Source organism: Roseburia hominis (assembly GCA_040702975.1).
Taxonomy (GTDB): domain Bacteria; phylum Bacillota; class Clostridia; order Lachnospirales; family Lachnospiraceae; genus Allocoprococcus; species Allocoprococcus hominis_A.
Map to the genome: position 1 here is coordinate 2799875 of CP159990.1, position 20119 is coordinate 2819993.

General features: G+C 46.8%; 21 protein-coding genes. 4 read left to right on the forward strand and 17 right to left on the reverse strand.

Going from position 1 to position 20119, the window contains the following annotated elements; translation table 11 throughout:
* Positions 1-12: 12 nt before the first annotated feature.
* The 14 genes from ABXS75_12945 to ABXS75_13010 all read right to left on the reverse strand — a co-directional run bounded on the left by ABXS75_12945 (position 13) and on the right by ABXS75_13010 (position 14437).
* On the reverse strand, positions 13-723 hold the full coding sequence (locus tag ABXS75_12945; GenBank protein ID XCP83975.1) for an ABC transporter ATP-binding protein: 711 nt from the start codon (positions 721-723) through the stop codon (positions 13-15).
* Positions 724-736: 13 nt separating this feature from the next.
* Positions 737-1495, reverse strand: a complete 759-nt coding sequence (locus tag ABXS75_12950; protein XCP83976.1) for an ABC transporter ATP-binding protein — start codon at positions 1493-1495, stop codon at positions 737-739.
* Between the two features lie 3 nt (positions 1496-1498).
* Positions 1499-2569 carry a branched-chain amino acid ABC transporter permease gene (locus ABXS75_12955; protein XCP83977.1) on the reverse strand — a complete coding sequence of 357 codons (1071 nt, stop codon included), beginning with the start codon at positions 2567-2569 and terminating at the stop codon, positions 1499-1501.
* A gap of 9 nt (positions 2570-2578) precedes the next feature.
* Complete coding sequence (locus ABXS75_12960) at positions 2579-3463, reverse strand: branched-chain amino acid ABC transporter permease (GenBank protein XCP83978.1); 885 nt, start codon at positions 3461-3463, stop codon at positions 2579-2581.
* 236 nt (positions 3464-3699) lie between these two features.
* Positions 3700-4866, reverse strand: a complete 1167-nt coding sequence (locus ABXS75_12965) for an ABC transporter substrate-binding protein (protein ID XCP83979.1) — start codon at positions 4864-4866, stop codon at positions 3700-3702.
* Positions 4867-5681: 815 nt separating this feature from the next.
* The gene (locus ABXS75_12970) at positions 5682-6692 is read right to left on the reverse strand and encodes a GGGtGRT protein (GenBank protein XCP83980.1); all 1011 of its coding nucleotides are present in this window, start codon (positions 6690-6692) and stop codon (positions 5682-5684) included.
* A 324-nt stretch (positions 6693-7016) separates the two neighbouring features.
* Positions 7017-7709, reverse strand: a complete 693-nt coding sequence (locus ABXS75_12975) for a hypothetical protein (GenBank protein XCP83981.1) — start codon at positions 7707-7709, stop codon at positions 7017-7019.
* Positions 7710-7809: 100 nt separating this feature from the next.
* Positions 7810-9288, reverse strand: a complete 1479-nt coding sequence (locus ABXS75_12980) for a GNAT family N-acetyltransferase (GenBank protein XCP83982.1) — start codon at positions 9286-9288, stop codon at positions 7810-7812.
* Between the two features lie 90 nt (positions 9289-9378).
* The gene (locus ABXS75_12985) at positions 9379-10623 is read right to left on the reverse strand and encodes a competence/damage-inducible protein A (protein XCP83983.1); all 1245 of its coding nucleotides are present in this window, start codon (positions 10621-10623) and stop codon (positions 9379-9381) included.
* A gap of 1 nt (position 10624) precedes the next feature.
* Positions 10625-11170 (reverse strand): CDP-diacylglycerol--glycerol-3-phosphate 3-phosphatidyltransferase, encoded by a 546-nt coding sequence (pgsA, locus tag ABXS75_12990; GenBank protein XCP83984.1) that lies wholly within the window; start codon positions 11168-11170, stop codon positions 10625-10627.
* A complete protein-coding gene (gene rimO, locus ABXS75_12995; GenBank protein XCP83985.1) occupies positions 11167-12507 on the reverse strand; it encodes a 30S ribosomal protein S12 methylthiotransferase RimO in 1341 nt (446 codons plus the stop codon). The genes pgsA and rimO overlap by 4 nt, the downstream gene beginning before the upstream one ends.
* Positions 12508-12563: 56 nt before the next feature.
* Entirely contained in the window at positions 12564-12806 is a 243-nt protein-coding gene (gene rpoZ, locus ABXS75_13000) for a DNA-directed RNA polymerase subunit omega (GenBank protein ID XCP83986.1), read from the reverse strand.
* Positions 12807-12832: 26 nt separating this feature from the next.
* A complete protein-coding gene (gene gmk, locus ABXS75_13005; GenBank protein XCP83987.1) occupies positions 12833-13456 on the reverse strand; it encodes a guanylate kinase in 624 nt (207 codons plus the stop codon).
* Positions 13457-13558: 102 nt separating this feature from the next.
* The gene (locus tag ABXS75_13010) at positions 13559-14437 is read right to left on the reverse strand and encodes a YicC/YloC family endoribonuclease (protein XCP83988.1); all 879 of its coding nucleotides are present in this window, start codon (positions 14435-14437) and stop codon (positions 13559-13561) included.
* A gap of 335 nt (positions 14438-14772) precedes the next feature.
* Here ABXS75_13010 and ABXS75_13015 point away from each other — a divergent pair, with 335 nt between their 5' ends.
* From ABXS75_13015 to ABXS75_13030, 4 genes are all read left to right on the forward strand, one after another.
* Positions 14773-16506, forward strand: coding sequence for an NFACT RNA binding domain-containing protein (locus ABXS75_13015; GenBank protein XCP83989.1), 1734 nt, complete (start codon positions 14773-14775; stop codon positions 16504-16506).
* 111 nt (positions 16507-16617) lie between these two features.
* Positions 16618-16776, forward strand: coding sequence for a rubredoxin (gene rd, locus ABXS75_13020; GenBank protein XCP83990.1), 159 nt, complete (start codon positions 16618-16620; stop codon positions 16774-16776).
* 162 nt (positions 16777-16938) lie between these two features.
* Positions 16939-17469, forward strand: a complete 531-nt coding sequence (locus tag ABXS75_13025) for an RNA polymerase sigma factor (protein XCP83991.1) — start codon at positions 16939-16941, stop codon at positions 17467-17469.
* Between the two features lie 2 nt (positions 17470-17471).
* Positions 17472-18281, forward strand: coding sequence for a hypothetical protein (locus ABXS75_13030; GenBank protein ID XCP83992.1), 810 nt, complete (start codon positions 17472-17474; stop codon positions 18279-18281).
* 53 nt (positions 18282-18334) lie between these two features.
* Here ABXS75_13030 and murI read toward each other — a convergent pair whose 3' ends face one another.
* From murI to ABXS75_13045, 3 genes are all read right to left on the reverse strand, one after another.
* Positions 18335-19126: a glutamate racemase gene (murI, locus tag ABXS75_13035; GenBank protein XCP83993.1), complete on the reverse strand. Its 792-nt coding sequence runs from the start codon at positions 19124-19126 to the stop codon at positions 18335-18337.
* A 242-nt stretch (positions 19127-19368) separates the two neighbouring features.
* Positions 19369-19644 (reverse strand): helix-turn-helix domain-containing protein, encoded by a 276-nt coding sequence (locus ABXS75_13040; protein ID XCP83994.1) that lies wholly within the window; start codon positions 19642-19644, stop codon positions 19369-19371.
* Positions 19645-19720: 76 nt separating this feature from the next.
* The gene (locus ABXS75_13045; protein XCP83995.1) at positions 19721-20101 is read right to left on the reverse strand and encodes a desulfoferrodoxin family protein; all 381 of its coding nucleotides are present in this window, start codon (positions 20099-20101) and stop codon (positions 19721-19723) included.
* Between the last annotated feature and the right edge of the window lie 18 nt (positions 20102-20119).

Genomic DNA, 20119 nt, shown 5'->3' on the forward strand with positions numbered 1-20119 from the left:
CACAATCTCCTCCTATTCCCCCAGATATGCTTTCTTAATCGAATCATCATTCATCAGTTCTTTTGCATCACCTTCCAGCACGATCTTTCCGGTTTCCAGGACATAAGCCCTGTCTGCAATAGAAAGTGCTTTCTTTGCATTCTGCTCCACCAGAAGAACTGTAGTTCCTCCCTCGCTCACTTCGCGGATAATATCAAAAATCTCGTTGACAAAAATCGGAGAAAGTCCCATGGACGGCTCATCCATCACGATGATCTTCGGGTGCGACATCAGTGCGCGCCCCATGGCAAGCATCTGCTGTTCTCCTCCGCTAAGCGTACCCGCGAGCTGATTCTTTCTTTCCTTCAGACGTGGGAATCTCTTATAAACCATCTCCAGCGTCTTTGCAATCTCATCTTTGTCTTTTCTGGTATATGCGCCCATTTTCAGATTCTCATATACCGTAAGCTCCGCAAATACCCGTCGTCCTTCCGGCACATGTGCCATTCCCAAAGAAACAATCTTATGCGCCGGAACCTTGGTAATATCTTTTCCTTCAAACAGCACGGTACCTTTCTTAGGTGAAAGCAGCCCGGTAATCGTGTGCAAAGTAGTGGTCTTTCCGGCTCCGTTGGCTCCAATCAGGGCAATAACCTCCCCTTCATTTACTTCAAAAGAGATTCCTTTGATTGCCTGAATCATACCGTAAAATACTTCAATATCCTTTACTTCAAGCATTGCCATTTTCCCATTCCTCCTATTCGCCCAGATATGCCTTGATTACTTCCGGATTATTCAGAACATCCGCTGTATCCCCTTCGGCCAGAACCTCACCGAAATTCAGCACGGTAAGCTTCTCGCAAATACCGGATACCAGCTTCATATCATGCTCGATCAGAAGAATCGTCATGTCGAATTTGTCCCGCACAAAACGTATGGTCTTCATCAGTTCCTGGGTTTCATTCGGATTCATGCCGGCAGCAGGCTCATCTAAAAGCAAAAGTTTGGGCTTCGTCGCCAGTGCACGGGTAATCTCCAACTCCCTTTGTTTTCCATAGGGAAGGTTCGACGCCAATGTCTGCGCATCATTATGGAGATCAAACACTTCCAGAAGCTCCATGGCCTTCTCATTCATTTCTTTTTCGACTTTATAATATTTCGGAAGGCGGAAAATTCCTTCCAGAGTAGAGTATGGATAATGATTATGCAGACCTGCTTTTACATTATCCAGTACTGTAAGATCCTTAAACAACCGAATATTCTGGAATGTACGGGCAATCCCTGCCTTATTAATATCAATCGTCTTCTTTCCTACAATACTCTCCCCGTCCAGCTTTATGATTCCCTCATCCGGACGGTATACTCCGGTAAGCAGGTTAAAAATTGTCGTCTTTCCTGCACCGTTCGGTCCGATCAGCCCGTAGAGGCAGCCTTTTTCAATCTCCAAATGAAATTCATTTACAGCTCGCAGACCGCCAAAGGAGATTCCTAAGTTCTTCACTTCCAATAATGCCATAACCTATGCCGCCTCCTTCGTATTTTTCTTTCTGCTGCTTCTTAACTTCGCCGTATATTTTTCCCGCCACTCAACGGCCTTCGGACTCCAGTTAAAGAGCATCATAATGATAAGGACCACTGCGTAAATCAACATACGATAATCGTTGAGGCCACGCAGAAGCTCCGGCAGCAGGGTCAGAACGATCGCTGCCAGAATAGAGCCGCGAATATTTCCGATTCCGCCAAGCACCACGAATACCAGAATCATAATAGACATATTATATCCAAAGTTCTTCGGCTGTGCCGTCAGAGTCGCCAGATTATGTGCATAAATGACTCCTGCAACTCCTGCAAGCGCCGCTGAAATCGAAAACGCCATCAACTTATACTTGGTAATATTAATTCCAATAGACTCCGCCGCGATACGATTGTCACGTATCGCCATAATCGCACGTCCGCTCCGTGAATAAATCAGATTCTGCACGATAAACAGTGTGATCAGGATCAGGATTACTCCCACCGTAAAGGTGGAATCCTTCGGTGTTCCCGTGATTCCCTGCGGTCCGTTAATGATAATCTTTCCTCCCTCTTCAAGTCCAAGAGAAAGAGAGTCCTTCGTGGAAAAATGAAAACCGGCCGAATCCTTCCCGATAAATAATATATTTACCACGTTCTTAATAATTTCTCCAAATGCCAGAGTAACGATCGCCAGGTAATCGCCCTTCAGGCGCAGAACCGGAATTCCGATCAGTATACCGCATATTCCCGCACAGACCGCGCCAATCAGAAGTGCAAGAAAATACCTTACGCCTGCTGTCGGAATTACTTCGACCATGCATTTTGAGAAAAACGCACTGGTAAACGCTCCCACACACATAAATCCGGCGTGTCCAAGGCTGAGTTCTCCTAAAATCCCGACCGTGAGATTTAAGGATACTGCCAGGATTACATAGGCGCAAAGCGGCACCAAAAGTCCTTTCAGAAGACTGGAAATGCTGCCCGTCATCACCAGGACCTGTGCAACTATATAAATTCCAATCACCATCAAATATGTAATCAGATTATTCCGTGTTATTTTATTCATCTTCTTCATGCCGTCCACCTACACTTTCTCCTGAATGTTCTTACCAAAAATTCCAGTAGGCTTCACGATCAATACCACGATCAACACACCGAATACAATGGCGTCCGCAATCTGCGATGAAATATAGGCTTTTCCAAAAATCTCGATCACGCCCAGGAGAATTCCTCCAATCATCGCCCCCGGAATAGAACCGATTCCGCCAAATACCGCCGCAACGAATGCCTTGATACCAGGCATAGCTCCTGTATAAGGGGTCAGTGTCGGGTAAGCTGAACATAAAAGTGCTCCCGCAACTGCCGCCAGCGCAGAGCCAATGGCAAATGTAAGCGCGATCGTCGCATTCACATTGATTCCCATAAGCTGCGCCGCCCCCTTATCCTCGGATACCGCGCGCATCGCCTGTCCTGCCTTAGTCTTCCTGATAAAAAGCGTCAGCCCCACCATGATCACAATACAGGAAATAATCGTTACGATCGTCTCTCCGGAAATAGTAAGCTGACCATCAGCCAGCTTAATGGCCGGCACCGAAACAACCGACGTAAAAGACTTTGTGTTTGCCCCAAAAATCAAAAGCGCCACGTTCTGAAGCAAATAGCTCACGCCAATAGCTGTAATAAGAACCGCCAGAGATGAAGATGCATTTCTAAGCGGTCTGTATGCAATCCTCTCAATCGCAACTCCAAGTATGGTACAAAAAACAACTGCGATTAGCACCGCCACTACTGGTGGCATACCTGCCCCGGTAACCGCCAGCAGCACTACATATGCACCAATCATAATCACATCTCCGTGTGCGAAATTCAGCATCTTGGCAATTCCATAAACCATAGTATAGCCAAGTGCAATGATCGCATAGACGCTTCCCAGACTGATACCATTAATCAAATAAGATACAAAGCTCATTCCTATCCCCCAATTCCTTTTATATTGATGTCATCCCCCGCATTTTCACTTCAAACTCCGAATCAAAAACTTCTTTACCTGCGGACTATTATGAATATTATACCTCAATGTATCATGTATTCCAACTACTTATTAAGTATATATCAAAATCAAGGTCTGCCGCATCTTATTTCAAGTATGCATGGCAACAAAAACAGAAGGCTATCCGACACAGATAACCTCCTGTTTAAATAAACCTACTCTACAACTGCATAGTCACCATCAGCAATCTTAACAACCATCGGTGCCTTGCTCGGCTCTCCGCTTGCTTCCCATTTCAGGCCTTTTGCGGTCACACCGTCAATTGTAATCTCAACCATAGCGCCCTTCAGTGCGTCACATACATCAGACGATTCCATATCTGCTTTTACATCAGCTTTCTCCATTGCTGCTTTAATTGCGTAAACTCCATCATACGCATCTGCTGCAAACTGGTTCGGAGTATGTCCATATTTATCCTGGAAGTCTTTAACGAACTTCTGTATCGTCTCATCTGTTGAGGTCGGTGTAAACGGGCTCAGGAATAACAGATTGTTTGCCAGGTCTGCTTCAAATCCTTCTACACCCAGAATACCGTCCATACCGTCACATCCGAAGAAAATCGGGCTAAAGCTCATACCTGCAGCCTGCTTAAGTACCAGAGCCGCCTCTGAATAATAGAACGGAAGGAATACCAGCTCAGCTCCTGCATCTTTTGCCTTCTGAAGCTGTACGGAGAAATCCGTCTTGCTCTCGCCTGTGAACTGCTCTGCCGCTACGATCTCGATATTCTGATTCTTTGCTTCCTTTACAAAAGCTTCGTAAATGCCGCTTGAATATACATCTGAGCTATCGTAAATGACAGCAACCTTTTTTGCGATTCCATTCTCACCAATATATTTTGCAGACTCAAGTCCCTGCATCGGGTCTGAGAAACATACACGGAATGCATTATCATACTGTACGCACTCTACTGCAGTTCCTGACGGTGTCAAAAGGAACATATTATCTGACTGGGCAACCTCGCCTACCGCTACACACGGTGCAGACGTTACTGTTCCGAGAAGTGCCTGCATTCCCCAGTCCTTCAGAGTATTATAGGCGTTGACTGCTTTCTCAGCGTCATTCTCGTCATCCTGAAAATCAAATTCAACCTGACAGCCATTGATTCCGCCTGCCTCATTAATTTCAGCAACTGCAAGCTCTGCTCCATCTTTTACTGCCTGTCCGTAAACAGCCGCGCCACCAGTCACAGGACCGATTCCGCCAATCTTGATCTTATCACTGCCACCTTCACTTTTTTCCTTGGAGCCGCAACCGGCAACAAGGGTCACTGCCATAGCTGCCACTAAAGCAACTGACAATATTTTTTTCATCTTTCTCATTGTTTTAACCTCCCGAAAAAACAGATTGCGCTCTGTTATTTATATACTTAGCAATATTACACGAATTTTTGATATATGTCAAGCAATTCTTTCATTTCTTTGCAATTTAGTTACTTGTAATCCGAAATTCCACCTTGGGGTGGAATTTAATCCTTCCATTCGAATAGTGGAATTTACTTTTTCAATTCACCAATTTAATCTTATTATACTTCACGTCCACTCACATTAAATTTTGCATTAGATTTTTGCACTGTATATTGCAAACTATTTTTGCATATGCTATAATGCCAGCAGGCAAAAAGAAGTCAGTAGTCCATACAGGACGACAACGAAAAGCCCCAGTGTGCCAGCACTGGGGCTTTTCTATTCCCTGTTTTGGAATGGTAGGGCTTAAGACCATAGGTCAGTTACCGACTACTTATCGCCATCTAACCATTTGCTAATGAGGTGGCAAACCACACCAGCCACAACAGCGACAATAAAAGAAGTCAACATATCCATACAGAACACCTCCTTCCCGTACCTGGTATCGGAGGCGGTAACACACATATTTAATCACGTTCTCTTCCATACTTCTACAAATTTTGCATAAAAAAGAGGCCTCGGCATCATCGCCAGAGCCTATACTTGTTCCTCAGAACTAATAAGATCCTTACAGTCCAATTTCTGATATACGTTCTCCAAAAAATACTGTAGAAGTGTGAGTGTAACAATAATGTAGCAGTGCGGGTGTAGCAGTAATGTAGCAATGTGCCACATTTTGATACGTTTTACTACTTTCACCCGCACTTCAAATGCCCATTTTAAGCCATTTCTTAGAACTTGCCAGCCTTAGCAGCTTCCTCGATGGAAACTGCAACAGCAACAGTCATACCAACCATCGGGTTGTTACCTGCGCCGATCAGACCCATCATCTCAACGTGAGCCGGTACGGAAGATGATCCTGCAAACTGAGCGTCAGAATGCATACGTCCCAGAGTATCGGTCATACCGTAAGAAGCCGGACCAGCCGCCATGTTGTCCGGATGAAGAGTACGTCCTGTACCACCGCCGGATGCAACTGAGAAATACTTCTTACCAGCCTCAATACACTCTTTCTTATAAGTACCTGCAACCGGATGCTGGAAACGGGTCGGGTTAGTAGAGTTACCAGTAATGGAAACATCAACGCCCTCTTTCCACATAATAGCAACGCCCTCACGAACGTCGTTAGCGCCGTAGCAGTTTACTTTAGAACGAAGTCCATCAGAGTAAGCAGTTCTCTGAACTTCTTTCAGTTCTCCTGTATAGTAATCATATTCTGTTTGAACATACGTGAAACCGTTAATTCTGGAAATAATCTTTGCTGCATCTTTTCCAAGACCGTTCAGGATAACACGAAGCGGTTTCTGACGTACTTTGTTTGCTTTCTCTGCGATACCGATCGCACCTTCTGCTGCTGCAAAGGATTCATGTCCGGCAAGGAATGCGAAACAATCTGTATCTTCTTCCAGAAGCATCTTTCCAAGGTTACCATGTCCAAGACCTACTTTTCTCTGGTCTGCAACGGAACCCGGGATACAGAAAGCCTGAAGGCCTTCTCCGATTGCTGCTGCTGCATCTGCTGCTCTTGTACAGCCTTTCTTGATCGCGATTGCTGCACCTGTGATATATGCCCAGCATGCGTTCTCAAAACAAATCGGCTGAATACCTTTTACCTGATTGTAAACATCAAGGCCTGCGTCTTTTGTAATCTTCTCAGCCTCTTCCAAAGAAGCAATGCCATAGCTGTTTAATACTTCATTGATTTTATCAATTCTTCTCTCATATGATTCAAATAAAGCCATTTACTTGTCCTCCTGATATATGAAACGTTACCTTACTATGTACTCGTCCTATAAGCCAGCTCTCTACTCATACTTCCGATAATCGGACACATAATGAACTTCGTTCATTATGGCGCGTTGCGCCTTCAATCTGTCCTATATGCCGGTCTTCATGCAAGCATGAGCCCGTCCTATAAGCCAGCTCTCTTCCCTTGCTTCCGATAATCGGACTCATAATGAACTTCGTTCATTATGGCGCGTTGCGCCTTCAATCTGTCTTATACGCCGGCTCTCATGCCAGCATGAGCCCGTCCTATAAGCCAGCTCTCAGTCCGCTTATCTCGACTATTCCTTACGCGGGTCGATGATCTTAACGGCGTCAGCTACACGTCCGTACTGTCCCTGAGCCTTCTCCCATGCTACGTTCGGCTCATCGCCGGCTTTGATGAAGTCAGTGAACTTGCCAAGGCTTACGAACTTGTATCCGATAATCTCGTTCTGCTCATCGAGAGCGATTCCTGTAACATATCCTTCAGCCATCTCAAGATAACGCGGTCCCTTTGCAAGTGTTCCGTACATGGTACCAACCTGAGAACGAAGGCCCTTTCCAAGGTCTTCAAGACCAGCGCCGATCGGAAGTCCGTCTTCAGAGAATGCACTCTGTGTTCTTCCGTAAACGATCTGTAAGAATAATTCTCTCATTGCTGTATTAATAGCATCACATACAAGGTCTGTATTGAGCGCTTCTAAAATGGTCTTTCCCGGAAGGATTTCTGAAGCCATCGCTGCGGAATGAGTCATTCCTGAACATCCGATGGTCTCTACCAAAGCTTCCTGGATGATACCGTCTTTAACATTCAAAGTCAGTTTGCAGGTTCCCTGCTGAGGAGCACACCAGCCAATGCCGTGTGTTAATCCGGAAATATCCTTTACTTCTTTAGCCTTTACCCATTTTGCTTCTTCCGGAATCGGAGCCGGTCCGTGATTTGCACCCTGAGCCACCGGACACATCATTTCTACTTCATGTGAATAAATCATGTTAAAACTCCTTTCAAATGTGTATGATTTTCTTCCTATAGGGTGTTCGTTATTTAATTAACACCATATACTGATATTTTCGCATAATTTTCTACATTCGTCAATCGTTACTTTGTACAAGATTCCAAAATTCGCTATCCGTTTTATAGGCACGAACCTCCTCCTGCGTGTACGGCGCTGTTATCCATCCACGCGCGATCGTGGGGTTCTCTCCTTCGCTTCGATAATGGTATGTGAGGCCGATCTCAAGACCCTCGGCATCCACAAAAAAGTTGTCATAATACCGGTTTTCCAGTATTTCCCCGCTCAGAATCCGCTTGAACTGCCCCTGCTTCAATCCACTAAGCACCTCCGCACCGGGGGCTTCCTCTTTCATTCTCACCATCCAGTCGTCCATAAACTCATCGCCAAGCTCAACGATATCGGCAGTCCGGAATTCCTGCCCGTCCGACAGACGGATATTTCTTGTCCGTAGGTCTACATAACTCGCATAAATATTTCCCGCGAAATAATAATCATTGAACGCCACACTGATAAAATCTTCACTGGCATAGGTCACCTTGTAGGTCACCTGACTTGCCAGCATGAGATTCTCCTCTTTCAGCAGAGATTCTTTCATCTCATTGCTCGGATTCAGATACAGCGTGTTCACTGTACTCATCGCACATTCCTTCAGCATCTCGTTGACCTTGTCCACATTTTTCCCGTCTTTCCATTCCAGCTGCGGATATTTCACATCAAATTCTGCCCGATAACTACTACTGTTTCCGGAACTGTACGTGTAGGTCTCTTCTTTGATCGTATAAGGCAGCTCATCAGCTGCATAGCAGGAAATCGACTCGATTCCCTCGCCCTCTTCCTCAGAATCGCCTTCCTCATTTCCAGAAAACTCTTCCTCTCCCTGATCCGTCTTAGGCTCAGCCTCTCCCCAAGCGTCGCCAAACGCACTCCTCGGGTCGAAATACTCTTCCTTATGGCTGTCAGCCTGCTTAATGATCGTATTTACCATCTTTCCGAACAAAAATCCCAAAAGGATCAGCAACGCCAGAATTCCTATAATGACTCCCGCGATCAATCCTTTGTGACTCTTCCCCTTTTGCTGCGGCCGAATATCAGCCGGAGAAGCCCTCCTTATCATAGGAACAAACCGAATCCCGTCCTGCTCCTGCTCCATACCCGCTTCCATAAATCCCATATGCCGGTACGCTTCCACGGCATTTGGCGAAGCGTTCACTGTAAGCTGGAAAAGAGACAGCCCCAGCACGCCATACTCATACATCGCCTGGACTAAAAGGCGCGCGGCTCCTTTCCTCTGCCACTTCTTTCTCACGAACAGCAGCAAAATGTGACCGTTCCTCCCTATCGCCGAAGCCCCTACAAGCTGATTTTCCTCCAGCACGCCGAATACGACCGTCTCCCCGCTTTGCACACGCGGCATGAACTGTTCCAGCTTAATGAACTGCTGAAATTGTTCTACTCCCTGTCTGCTGTAAAGGGGTGCCACCTCTTCTGCAAATACCTCCCACACTAAATGGAGCGCATCTAATATTTCTTCATTCTGTAATCGTCTAACAATCATACATTCTTACCTCTTCCGTCTATGCTTCCCCCTGCAAATCCTCTGATATGAACTACTCATTATCAAAAAGTCAATGGGATTGCGACAGCCTTATTTCAAAAGCTCTTCCCTTAAAAGTGTCAGCGCGCGCACCACTGCATAATCCCGGTTCTTTTCCCGGTTTCCTGTAAAATGATACTCCCGCACCGTCGTCTTCCCACGCACCGTACAGCCAATATACACAAGGCCCACCGGTTTTTCCGGCGTTCCGCCGCCCGGTCCTGCGATCCCGGTCACGGAAAGAGCCGCGTCCGCTTCCGCCGCCTTTGCCGCTCCTTCGGCCATCTCCTTTGCCGTCTGCGGACTGACTGCCCCGTAGGTCTCAAGCGTCTCATGCCGTACGCTAAGCAGCTTCTCCTTAGCCGCATTGGCGTAGGTGATATACCCCTCGTTATACACCTCCGAAGCGCCGGAGACATTTAACAGCCTCCCGGAAAGCTTTCCTCCCGTGCAGGACTCTGCCGTGGTCAGGGTCATTCCCCTCTTCTTAAGTTCCTCCACGATTGCTTCTTCCAGCGTCACCTTCTCATCTATCGTATAAATAGCAGCTCCAAACCGGCGATGCAGCTCATCGATCATCGGCTTCATCAAATCCTCCGCCGCCTCCTGGCTTCTGGCCTTGGCCGTCACCCGGAAATGCACCTCCCCGGTCTTCGCGTAAGGTGCCAGCGTCGGATTCGTCTGCGCGTCCATCAGATCCGCGACCTTCGTCTCCGCCTGACTCTCGCCAATACCGCAGATCTTGACCATATGAGAATAGATTCCTTCCGGCTGCAGGCGATTCAGATACGGTGCGATCGCCCCTTCAAACATCGGCTTCATCTCATTCGGAGGCCCCGGAATCAAAATCGCGGTCCTGCCCTTCTCTCTATCCTCAATAATAATCCCCGGAGCGGTACCGTTATCATTGTCGATCACGATCGCCCCTTCGGGAATCATCGCCTGTTTCCAGTTGTTCTCCGTGACCTTCTGACTACCGAGCTTATCAAAAAATTCCTGTATCCGCCCGCGCGAATGCTCATCTAAGTAAAGCTCGCGGCCAAAGACCTTCGCGGTCACTTCCTTTGTCAGATCGTCCTTGGTAGGTCCAAGTCCTCCTGTCAGTATTACGATATCCGAACGCGTAAGCGCCTGCCGAATCGCCTCTTCCATGCGCGCTTCATTGTCCCCTACCACCGTCTGATGGTATAAAGAACAACCTAGCAGAGCACATTTCTCTGCTAGGTATGCTGCGTTCGTATTCACAATATTACCAAGTAAAATTTCAGTACCAACGGAAATAAGTTCTACTACCATTTTACATGCCTCCTTGTGTCAACACCTGTTTATTCTTCATAACATAATCAAACAAAGATATCAAAGTCAAAATCAGCGCCACCCATGTAAGCACCATCTCGATTGTTGCCGCAACTGATCCGTCAATATTCATAATCAAAAGTATGATCAGCGCCATGTGGGAGACCGTCTTGAATTTGCCCCAATAGCTTGCCGCAATCACGATTCCGTTATCGGACGCCACCAGACGGAATCCGCTAATAATAAATTCACGCGCAATGATGATCAGTACCACGATCACATTCAGCCGTCCCATCGTCGTAAGACATATAAACGCCGTACACACCAGGAGTTTATCCGCAAGCGGATCCATGAACTTTCCGAAATTCGTCACCAGATTGTTCTTTCTTGCAATCTTTCCGTCCAGCATATCCGTAAGACTTGCAATACAGAAAATCACAAGTGCGATCCATTTATCTGCCGCCCCGGTAATATCAAACAGCAGAAACGCCACAAAAAACGGAATCAAAAGCACTCTTAAAATCGTAAGTTTGTTTGGTAAATTCATAACAATCCTCCTATTAAATCATATTCCAATGCCCCGGTCACCTTCACTTTCGCAAAATCCCCCGACATTAGTTCCTCATCTGTGTTGACAAAAATCAGTCCGTCCACATTCGGCGCATCCCGATAAGTCCTTCCCACATAGGCGTTCTCATCGGCCACTTTGCCTTCTATCATTACCAGAAGTTCTTCCCCGATCCTGTCCTGCGCCGCGTCAAACGCAATATCCTGCTGCAGTTCCATAAGCTCCGCCTGACGTTCCTCCTTGACCTCCTCCGGAATCTGATCCGGCATAGCTGCCGCCGGCGTATCCTCCTCACGTGAATAGGTAAAGACTCCCAGACGGTCAAATTCCATCGTGTCCACGAACTCCATCAGTTCTTCATGCTGTTCCTTCGTCTCTCCCGGAAATCCAGTGATCAGAGTCGTCCGAAGCGCAATATCCGGAATCTCCTCCCGCAGACGTCCTATAATGGAAATCAACTGCTCCTTTGAAGTTCTTCTTCCCATTCTCTTAAGGATCGCGTCGCTTGCGTGCTGAATCGGAAGGTCCAGATAATGACAGATCTTCGGCTCCTCCTTCATCACCTGAATGAGTTCTTCCGTGATCTCCTCCGGATAACAGTACAGGATCCGAATCCAGGCAAGGCCGCTAATCTGGCAAAGCTCCCGCAAAAGCTGTGGCAGCCTCTTCTCTCCATACAGATCCACGCCGTATACCGTAGTCTCCTGCGCCACCAGGATCAGTTCTTTGACCCCGCTTCTTGCAAGTTCCTCGGCCTCTCTTATCAACTTCTCCATCGGCACGCTGCGATAATCCCCCCGTACCTTGGGGATCACACAGTATGTACAGTGCTTGTCGCACCCTTCTGCAATCTTAAGATAGGCGAAATGCCCTCCCGTGGTCACCAGACGTCCGTCAATCTTCTCCGGCAGATAATCCACATCCCGAAGCGTAATTCTCGCATCTGCGCGCTCCTTCGGGCTGTCCCCCGTCACCTTATCGATCACATCTGCGATCTCTTCGTAAGATGTGGTGCCCAAAATCGCGTCCACCTCCGGAATCTCTTCCAATATCTCCTCCTGATACCGCTGTGCCAGACAACCAGTCACGATCAACGCCTTAAGCCGTCCATTCTCCTTGAGCGCCCCCATCTCCAGAATATTCTGAATGCTCTCTTCCTTGGCGTCATGGATAAAACAACAGGTGTTCACCACCGCCACATCCGCCAAAGACTCGTCATCCACCATCTGATGCCCGCGCTCTGCCAGAATCCCCAGCATCACCTCGGTATCCACCAGGTTCTTATCACACCCCAGCGAAATAAACAATATATTCATACATATTCTCCATATACTCGCAAGGCAGATACAGTCCCCTGCACCTGCCTCCCTTTTTACTCTTCCGCGTCTTCCGCGATAATCTTGATCTTTGCGTTATTCAATTCATCGATTGCGACAGAAAGCGGCTTCTCGCCGTCCTTTACTGCAACTAACGGCAGTTCGCCATCGATCAACTGTCTTGCACGCTTCGCCGTAGCCAGCACGATAGAATAACGGCTGTTGACGATCTTGGTCGCCCCCTCTTCTACGTCCTGGTTCACTACCTTCATCAAATCACTATAAGATGGATGTAACATATAATCCTGCTCCTTTCAAATCTTCCCTACAATTCTTCCAGTTCTCTTCGTATCCGTCCGATAAACTCGGCATTGCGGTTCACCCGCTCATGCTCGGACTGGATAATATGATGCATCTCTTTCACACAGATCTCCAGGTCATCATTGATCACCAGATAATCATAATGATCCATTCCCTGAGACTCTTCCACTGCGCGCTTCATCCTGGACTCGATCACTTCCATGGTCTCCGTTCCCCGTCCGACCAGCCGTTCCTTCAGCACCTTCGCGCTGGGCGGCGTCACGAACAGGAGCAAGGTATCAGGATATCTCTCCTTCACCTTAAGCGCACCTTGTATCTCGATCTCCAGCACCACATCTTTTCCGGATGCCAGCTGGTTTACGACATACTCCTTGGGAGTACCATAGTAATTATTCACGTATCTAGCATACTCTATTAGTTCGTCCTGCGCAATCATTTTTTCAAATTCCTCAGTCGATTTGAAAAAATATTCTCTTCCGTCCTCCTCACCCGGCCTCGGGCTTCTGGTCGTAGCCGAAATCGATAACGCATAATTGTCGTATTCCTCCAGGAGCCGCTTCATAAGCGTCCCTTTTCCTGCCCCCGAAAATCCGGATACGACGATAAGAATTCCCTTGTTCTTACTCATAGCAAGCACTCCTGACTCTTTAAAATAAATGTGTACCGCTTACTGGTCCCACATCAAAACTGAACATAGATTATACCACAAAGTCCCGTAGTTTTCAAAGGGTTATTCGATATTTTGTATCTGTTCACGCACCTTTTCAATCTCCGTCTTCAGATCGATAGCGTGATTGGAAACTTCAAGGTCATTCGCCTTGGAAAGGATCGTATTCGCCTCACGGTTCATCTCCTGAGCGATGAAATCCAGCTTACGCCCGATTCCGTCCGCAGTCTCCAGCGTATCCTTCATATGCTTGATATGGCTCTTCAGCCGCACGATCTCCTCATCTGTACAGATCTTGTCCGCGAAGATCACGACCTCCGCCGCGAGTCTTCCCTCCTCAATCTGTGCATCTCCGAGAAGCTCCTTTACCTTCGTCTCCAGTTTCTCGCGGTACTCCGCCACGATCTGCGGGGAACGCTCCTCGATATATGCCACCTTCTCCAGCATCCCGTCCAGTTTCGTAATAATATCGTGCTTCAGGTTCTCCCCCTCAGCCGTCCTGGTCTCCACGAACTGGGCAAATGCTCCCTCCAGCGCTTTCTTTAAGCTGTTCCAGAGTTCTTCCTCATTCACGGTCCGCTCTTCCATAGTCACGACCTCCGGGCACCGCGACACGGTGGATACCCGGATATCATTATCCAGCCCGAAATCCTCCTGAATCTTCTTAAAGCAAGCCATATATTCGGCCGCCAGAGTCTGATTATATTTCAGTGAGACCTGCGCCTCCGATAAATCCTCGTAAGAAATGAAAATGTCGACCTTACCCCTTTGCGCATAGCCCTTCAGCAAATTGCGGATCGCAGTCTCAAAATAATTCAATTTCTTCGGCATGCGGATTCCTACGTCCAGATACCGGTGATTCACTCCTTTGATCTCAACTGTAAACTTTCTCTGCGCCTCGGACACTTCACACCGTCCAAAGCCTGTCATACTTTTTATCATCTGATTGTCCTCTTTTTCACGGCTGTCTGTGCAGCCAAATTTCGCTAGAATATATTATAATTTATTTGCCAGGGTGAGTCAATAAAAAGCAGGGAAAGAATCAATAAAGAGCTGCTAATTTCCAATAAAAAGCAGAATTTTCTATTTTACCACTTTTGCCTTTTTGAATCTCATGCTATACTAAAGAACGTCCACCGGACATTTTTTGCATAGCACGTCAACTTAATTTTTGTGCATGCAGTTTACCCTTGCGCATAGGTTACAAATTTAACATATCCATGTGCAGAACCAGATAGCGAACATTATTTACATTTTTCAGACAGGAGTTTAACCATATGGCTTTCGACGGAATTACAATCGCCAATATCGTAAAAGAATTAAATGATACTATATTAAATGGAAGAATCAATAAAATAGCGCAGCCGGAGACGGACGAACTTTTGCTGACCATCAAGACCCCAAATGGTCTGAAAAGACTCAGCATTTCAGCCAGCGCCTCCCTGCCGCTCATTTTCCTGACAGAGGAGAATAAGCCCAGTCCCATGACCGCGCCCAATTTCTGCATGCTACTGCGCAAATACGTGGGCAGCGGCCGGATCACGGCAATCACACAGCCCAGCCTTGAGCGGATCATTCAGATTGATATCGAGCATCTGGATGAATTGGGAGATTTGTGCCAGAAACGCCTGATCGTAGAGATCATGGGAAAACACAGCAACATTATTTTCTGCAACGAAAACGGAATGATCCTGGACAGCATCAAGCACGTTTCCGCTCAGATGAGTTCCTTCCGGGAGGTTCTTCCAGGCAGGACTTATTTCATACCGGAAACGACGCAAAAAGCCTGCCCTCTCACCGTAGAGGAGTCCGACTTTGTCCGCCTTCTCTCAGAGAAGCCGATGCCGCTTAGCAAGGCTATCTACAACAGCTTTACCGGCATCAGCCCTGTTGCGGCGGAGGAGATCTGCTATCTCTCCGGCGTCGATTCCGATATCACGCCAAAAGAACTTTCCGCAGATATCCTCTCCCACCTGTACCGCCAGTTCACCTACTATTTTGAACAGGTAAAAGAGGGAGAATTTAAGCCCGGCATCTACTATTACGGCAAAGAACCAAAGGAATTTTCCTCCCTGCCGCTCACACATTTTTCTAACTGCCGCGTGGAGGAATATGATTCTATTTCCCAGCTGATCCGCAGCTATTATTCCGCCAAGGACCGCATCACCCGGATTCGTCAGAAATCGGCAGACCTTCGCAAGGTCGTCCAGACTGCGCTGGAGCGGAACCGCAAAAAGTACGAATTGCAGCTAAAACAGCTACGCGACACCCGGTCCCGCGAGAAATATAAGGTATATGGGGAATTGATCAACACCTACGGCTATAACCTGGAAGAAGGCGCCCGCTATCTGGAAGCCCTGAATTACTACACCAACGAGACTGTCCGCATTCCGCTGGACCCCCAAAAGACTCCGCAGGAGAACGCCGTGCGGTATTTTGAAAAATACAATAAACAGAAACGTACCTTCGAGGCCCTCAGCACCCTGATCCAGGAGACGCACGATGAGATCACCTATCTGGAATCCATCGTAAACGCCCTGGATATCGCCCGCGGTGAGGAGGATCTCACCCAACTCAAGGAGGAACTTACGGACAGCGGTTATATCCGCCGGAAATTTGCGAAGAAAAAGGTGAAAATCACCAGCAAGCCTCTTCACTATCTTTCATCAGACGGTTTTCATATGTATGTCGGGAAGAATAACCTTCAAAATGATGAGTTGACCTTCCATTTTGCAAACGGAAATGACTGGTGGTTCCATGCGAAAGGCGCGCCGGGATCGCATGTCATCGTAAAAACGGAGGGACAGGAGCTTCCGGACCGGACCTTTGAGGAGGCCGGACGTCTTGCGGCTCACTACTCCAAGAATTCCGGGGCCGAAAAGGTAGAGATCGATTACGTGGAGAAAAAACATGTAAAGAAGCCCAACGGCAGCAAGCCGGGATTCGTTGTGTACTATACGAATTATTCCCTTGTGATCGACTCAAACATTGACGGGATTAAAGAAATATAGTTTTCCTGCCCTGTTATAAACTAAAAAAATGTCCCTTCCATTTTTTAGGTGGAAATTATTTTCAAACTAGGATATACTAAGAATGATTATAAGATAAGGAGGACTTGGAACATGCAGAAGTATATGTGCGAACCATGTGGTTACATTTATGACCCGGCAGAGGGTGATCCGGATGGCGGAATCGCTCCGGGAACCGCTTTCGAGGATATTCCGGAAGACTGGGTATGCCCGGTATGCGGACTTGGCAAAGATGCTTTTATTCCGGCGTAAGGTGTCGGAGCATTCATTTTCAAAAGGGAAATCCTGCTTTTCTTGTTAGGGTTTCCCTTTATTTATTTTTGGTCATTTTTCTGAAACTTTTTCCCAAAACAAGTAGTATATATTTACACACACCAACAATCTGATGGACCAAAGCTGAAAGGGGGACAAAACGTGACCGACAAACTTGCAGTAGAACAAATTAAACAAGGCGACTACCAGGCACTTGAATTTTTAATAAACAAATATAATCATTATATTTCCGTCATCCTTCTGAATATTCTGGGAGGATTGATGGAAAAAGAGGATGTTCAGGAAGCACTAAATGATGTCTTTTTACTATTGTGGCGAAATATAGACAAAATCGACACACAGAATTATCCCGATATCAAAAGCTACCTGGCTCAAATCGCAAAAAACACAGCAAAAACGAAACTGCGATCACTCAAACAAACGCTTCCCCTAAAGGAAGAAATCCTGACAAACAAAGACGATGAGATTGAACGAAGCAACACCCGGGAGTGGCTTACAAGCTGTATAAAACAACTGGGAAAACCGGAGCAGATCGTACTTGTGAAATACTACTATCAGGGCAAATCAATAAAAGAAATTTCACAAGAGGAGCAGATTCCCGAGGCCACCGTCAAGACAAGATTGCGTCGTGGCAAAGCCCACCTCAAATCATTACTTGCGAAAGGAGAATAGCAATGGATTATAATTCTATTTTTGAAATAATCGAGGACGAATGTCTGGATATTTTGCAAAACAGTAATTATGGCAAGCGGGAAAGTGCCACGTTTACCGCAGATACCACTATAAAACTGGTCATGAAAGAGCTTCGTGCTCCTGTCAATAAACGCAGCCGAAAAAAGATTTCAAAAAAAATACTCATTATCGCAATCGCCGCCACATTACTGTTTTCTACCGCCGTATGCGGTAATTCCTACTGGAAAATCTGGAGAGAAGGTGGTGCAGAAAGAATAACAAATGATAACCGGGATATTGTCGGAAAAGAAGTGATTCACAGCGGATATTACCCTGAGCACCCCAATGACCGCAAAGATATTCCGCCCACCAGCCTATCGCCTAACGAGATCGTCAAAACTGCGGAAGAAGGTGCACATATCCCACTTAGCATGGATATCTTCACAACCACGCAGGACAAAGACACTTTTATCACACCTGAAATCATCGCAGCAAATAATGCTATGGCAATTTTCACCACACCGGACAAAAAAGGCTGGAAACTGGAAAAAGGTGATATTCTGAATTTTGAAGTGCTTTTGTATCCATGCGAAATCATCGCCAACCAGCATTCCGCTTTTATGTACATTCTGAACGGGGAGTTGAAAGAAGAATTGACCGGATTCCATCAAAAGGATATCAAGTATCAGCTCTGTGCGAAAGAAGACGGATATTACCATATCGCTTTCATCGGCGCCAGTTCAGAGACGACCAGTCTGCATGAAGGAAAGATTTATATCACCAAGAGTAAAGGCTCATCGAACCTTCCGTAACAACACTAACGCTTGGGTAAAGCGCTCCTTAACTTCACCCAAGCGTTCCTTTTTCATGATATCTCCGCCATTTTATCCAACTGATGCAGATACTCCTCCACTTTCTTCCTTTCCGCTTCCGTTACCGGAATACCGGAAAAATAATATGTGATTTTCCTAACGCGCGCCTCTTCTTCCTGTGCATCCACCTGCCCCAGAACACGCATAAGCTGCCGGATTGTCCCCTCATTTCCATCAACAAAATGCACCGTGACCGGAAAGACTCTCCTGAAATTTTCTTTAAAATAATTAAAATGCGTACAGCCCAGCACGACCGCTTCATACTGTGCAAGATCAAATCGTCTCAACTCCGCCTGCAAATACGCGTCAATCTCGCTTGTCTCAAAATCGCCTTTTTCCGCAAACCGCACCAGCTTCGGCAGCGATACCAGATCCGCCTCATGATTCTTGTCTACCCGCTCCAGTAAAAGATGAAGCTTGTCCCCTGCGATGGTCACCGGAGTTGCCGCCACGAGAATCCGTTTACCTTTTTCATGCTGATGCTCCACCGCCATCTTGACCGCAGGCTCCATTCCCACGATTGGAACCGGGAACTTTTCCCTGAACTCTTTATTTGCCACGCTGGTCGCCGTATTACAAGCAATCACGATCGCGTCGACCTTCTGTTCAATCAAAAAATACAGGATCTCCTCCACAAATCCCCGAATCGCTTCCACCGTTTTTTCGCCGTAAGGCACATGCTTTTCATCTGCATAATACACAAACTCGGCATGGGGCATCATCTTCCTTGCCAGATGCAATACGGACAAGCCGCCGATTCCCGAATCAAAAATACCAATCTTCATTCGTAACTCCCTAACTATACATTTTCTAACAAATAGGCAATGGTTGCCTTTCCTACAATCTTGTCACATTTTACACCAAATAGCCGGTCAAATCAAGGAGTCTGGCATATTTTAGCAGCTGCAAAATATAAAACAGCAGCACCGCAAGGCTGATCCGCGCATAGCCAACACAGTCGTCCAGCAATTTCCCCTCTGCGCCGAAAAAGATTCAGATTGACCGTCACGATCTGATAACTGAATTTTCATAACTTTTCCACCTGCTTCCGAAGAGAATCCGCATATTTTTCCAACTTGCGGACCACTGAGTTGATCGTCTGTTTACTCACTCCGGATGCTTTATAAATACTGCTCGGTGAACAGCTCTCTCCACTATCGTAAATCGCATACAGCACCCGCATCGCGCTGTCAGATATGCCAAGCTTTAGAGACGCCTGATGGTAAAGTGCATCTGTCTCAGCCATCAAATAATTGATTCGATGTAATTTGTCAAATAATTTTTCTCCATCTAAAACCTCCAAAAGTATGAAATCGTACCATTTTAGCTTGGTACGATTTCATACTTTTGTCAATAGGCTTCATATTTCTGCTTTCCACTTATTTCTTCCATAATCCGTGCTGATTACAGTAAGCATACACCGCCGATACTTTCTCGCCTTCTGAAAGAAGGAATTTCACCACCGGATCTTTGCCCGGCTCCAGCTTTTTCCGGTACACGCCCTCGTTGGTGTAGAGCGCCACCCAGCCGATATTGTGTTCCTCCGTCATCGGGTGCAGGACACTCCCCACTTTCACGATCGCCATATTCCCCTTCACCTCTACCTCCGGAATGTGCTTCTCCCCGGCTCCCTCACTGGTGTTGGCTTTCATCTCTTTTAATTTGCCTCCGCAGCTCTCAAGCGGCGCACTCTCCCCCTCCAAAAGTTCTACAACGCTGCCGCACTCTTCACATTTGTAAAATTTTGTTCCCTGTTCCATATCTGTTCGCCTCCTGTT

Coding starts and splice junctions, on each gene's coding strand:
- ABXS75_12945 (XCP83975.1), bottom strand. CDS start 723: ATGGCAATGCTTGAAGTAAAGGATATTGAAGTATTTTACGGTATGATT.
- ABXS75_12950 (XCP83976.1), bottom strand. CDS start 1,495: ATGGCATTATTGGAAGTGAAGAACTTAGGAATCTCCTTTGGCGGTCTG.
- ABXS75_12955 (XCP83977.1), bottom strand. CDS start 2,569: ATGAAGAAGATGAATAAAATAACACGGAATAATCTGATTACATATTTG.
- ABXS75_12960 (XCP83978.1), bottom strand. CDS start 3,463: ATGAGCTTTGTATCTTATTTGATTAATGGTATCAGTCTGGGAAGCGTC.
- ABXS75_12965 (XCP83979.1), bottom strand. CDS start 4,866: ATGAGAAAGATGAAAAAAATATTGTCAGTTGCTTTAGTGGCAGCTATG.
- ABXS75_12970 (XCP83980.1), bottom strand. CDS start 6,692: ATGGCTTTATTTGAATCATATGAGAGAAGAATTGATAAAATCAATGAA.
- ABXS75_12975 (XCP83981.1), bottom strand. CDS start 7,709: ATGATTTATTCACATGAAGTAGAAATGATGTGTCCGGTGGCTCAGGGT.
- ABXS75_12980 (XCP83982.1), bottom strand. CDS start 9,288: ATGATTGTTAGACGATTACAGAATGAAGAAATATTAGATGCGCTCCAT.
- ABXS75_12985 (XCP83983.1), bottom strand. CDS start 10,623: ATGGTAGTAGAACTTATTTCCGTTGGTACTGAAATTTTACTTGGTAAT.
- pgsA (XCP83984.1), bottom strand. CDS start 11,170: ATGAATTTACCAAACAAACTTACGATTTTAAGAGTGCTTTTGATTCCG.
- rimO (XCP83985.1), bottom strand. CDS start 12,507: ATGAATATATTGTTTATTTCGCTGGGGTGTGATAAGAACCTGGTGGAT.
- rpoZ (XCP83986.1), bottom strand. CDS start 12,806: ATGTTACATCCATCTTATAGTGATTTGATGAAGGTAGTGAACCAGGAC.
- gmk (XCP83987.1), bottom strand. CDS start 13,456: ATGAGTAAGAACAAGGGAATTCTTATCGTCGTATCCGGATTTTCGGGG.
- ABXS75_13010 (XCP83988.1), bottom strand. CDS start 14,437: ATGATAAAAAGTATGACAGGCTTTGGACGGTGTGAAGTGTCCGAGGCG.
- ABXS75_13015 (XCP83989.1), top strand. CDS start 14,773: ATGGCTTTCGACGGAATTACAATCGCCAATATCGTAAAAGAATTAAAT.
- rd (XCP83990.1), top strand. CDS start 16,618: ATGCAGAAGTATATGTGCGAACCATGTGGTTACATTTATGACCCGGCA.
- ABXS75_13030 (XCP83992.1), top strand. CDS start 17,472: ATGGATTATAATTCTATTTTTGAAATAATCGAGGACGAATGTCTGGAT.
- murI (XCP83993.1), bottom strand. CDS start 19,126: ATGAAGATTGGTATTTTTGATTCGGGAATCGGCGGCTTGTCCGTATTG.
- ABXS75_13045 (XCP83995.1), bottom strand. CDS start 20,101: ATGGAACAGGGAACAAAATTTTACAAATGTGAAGAGTGCGGCAGCGTT.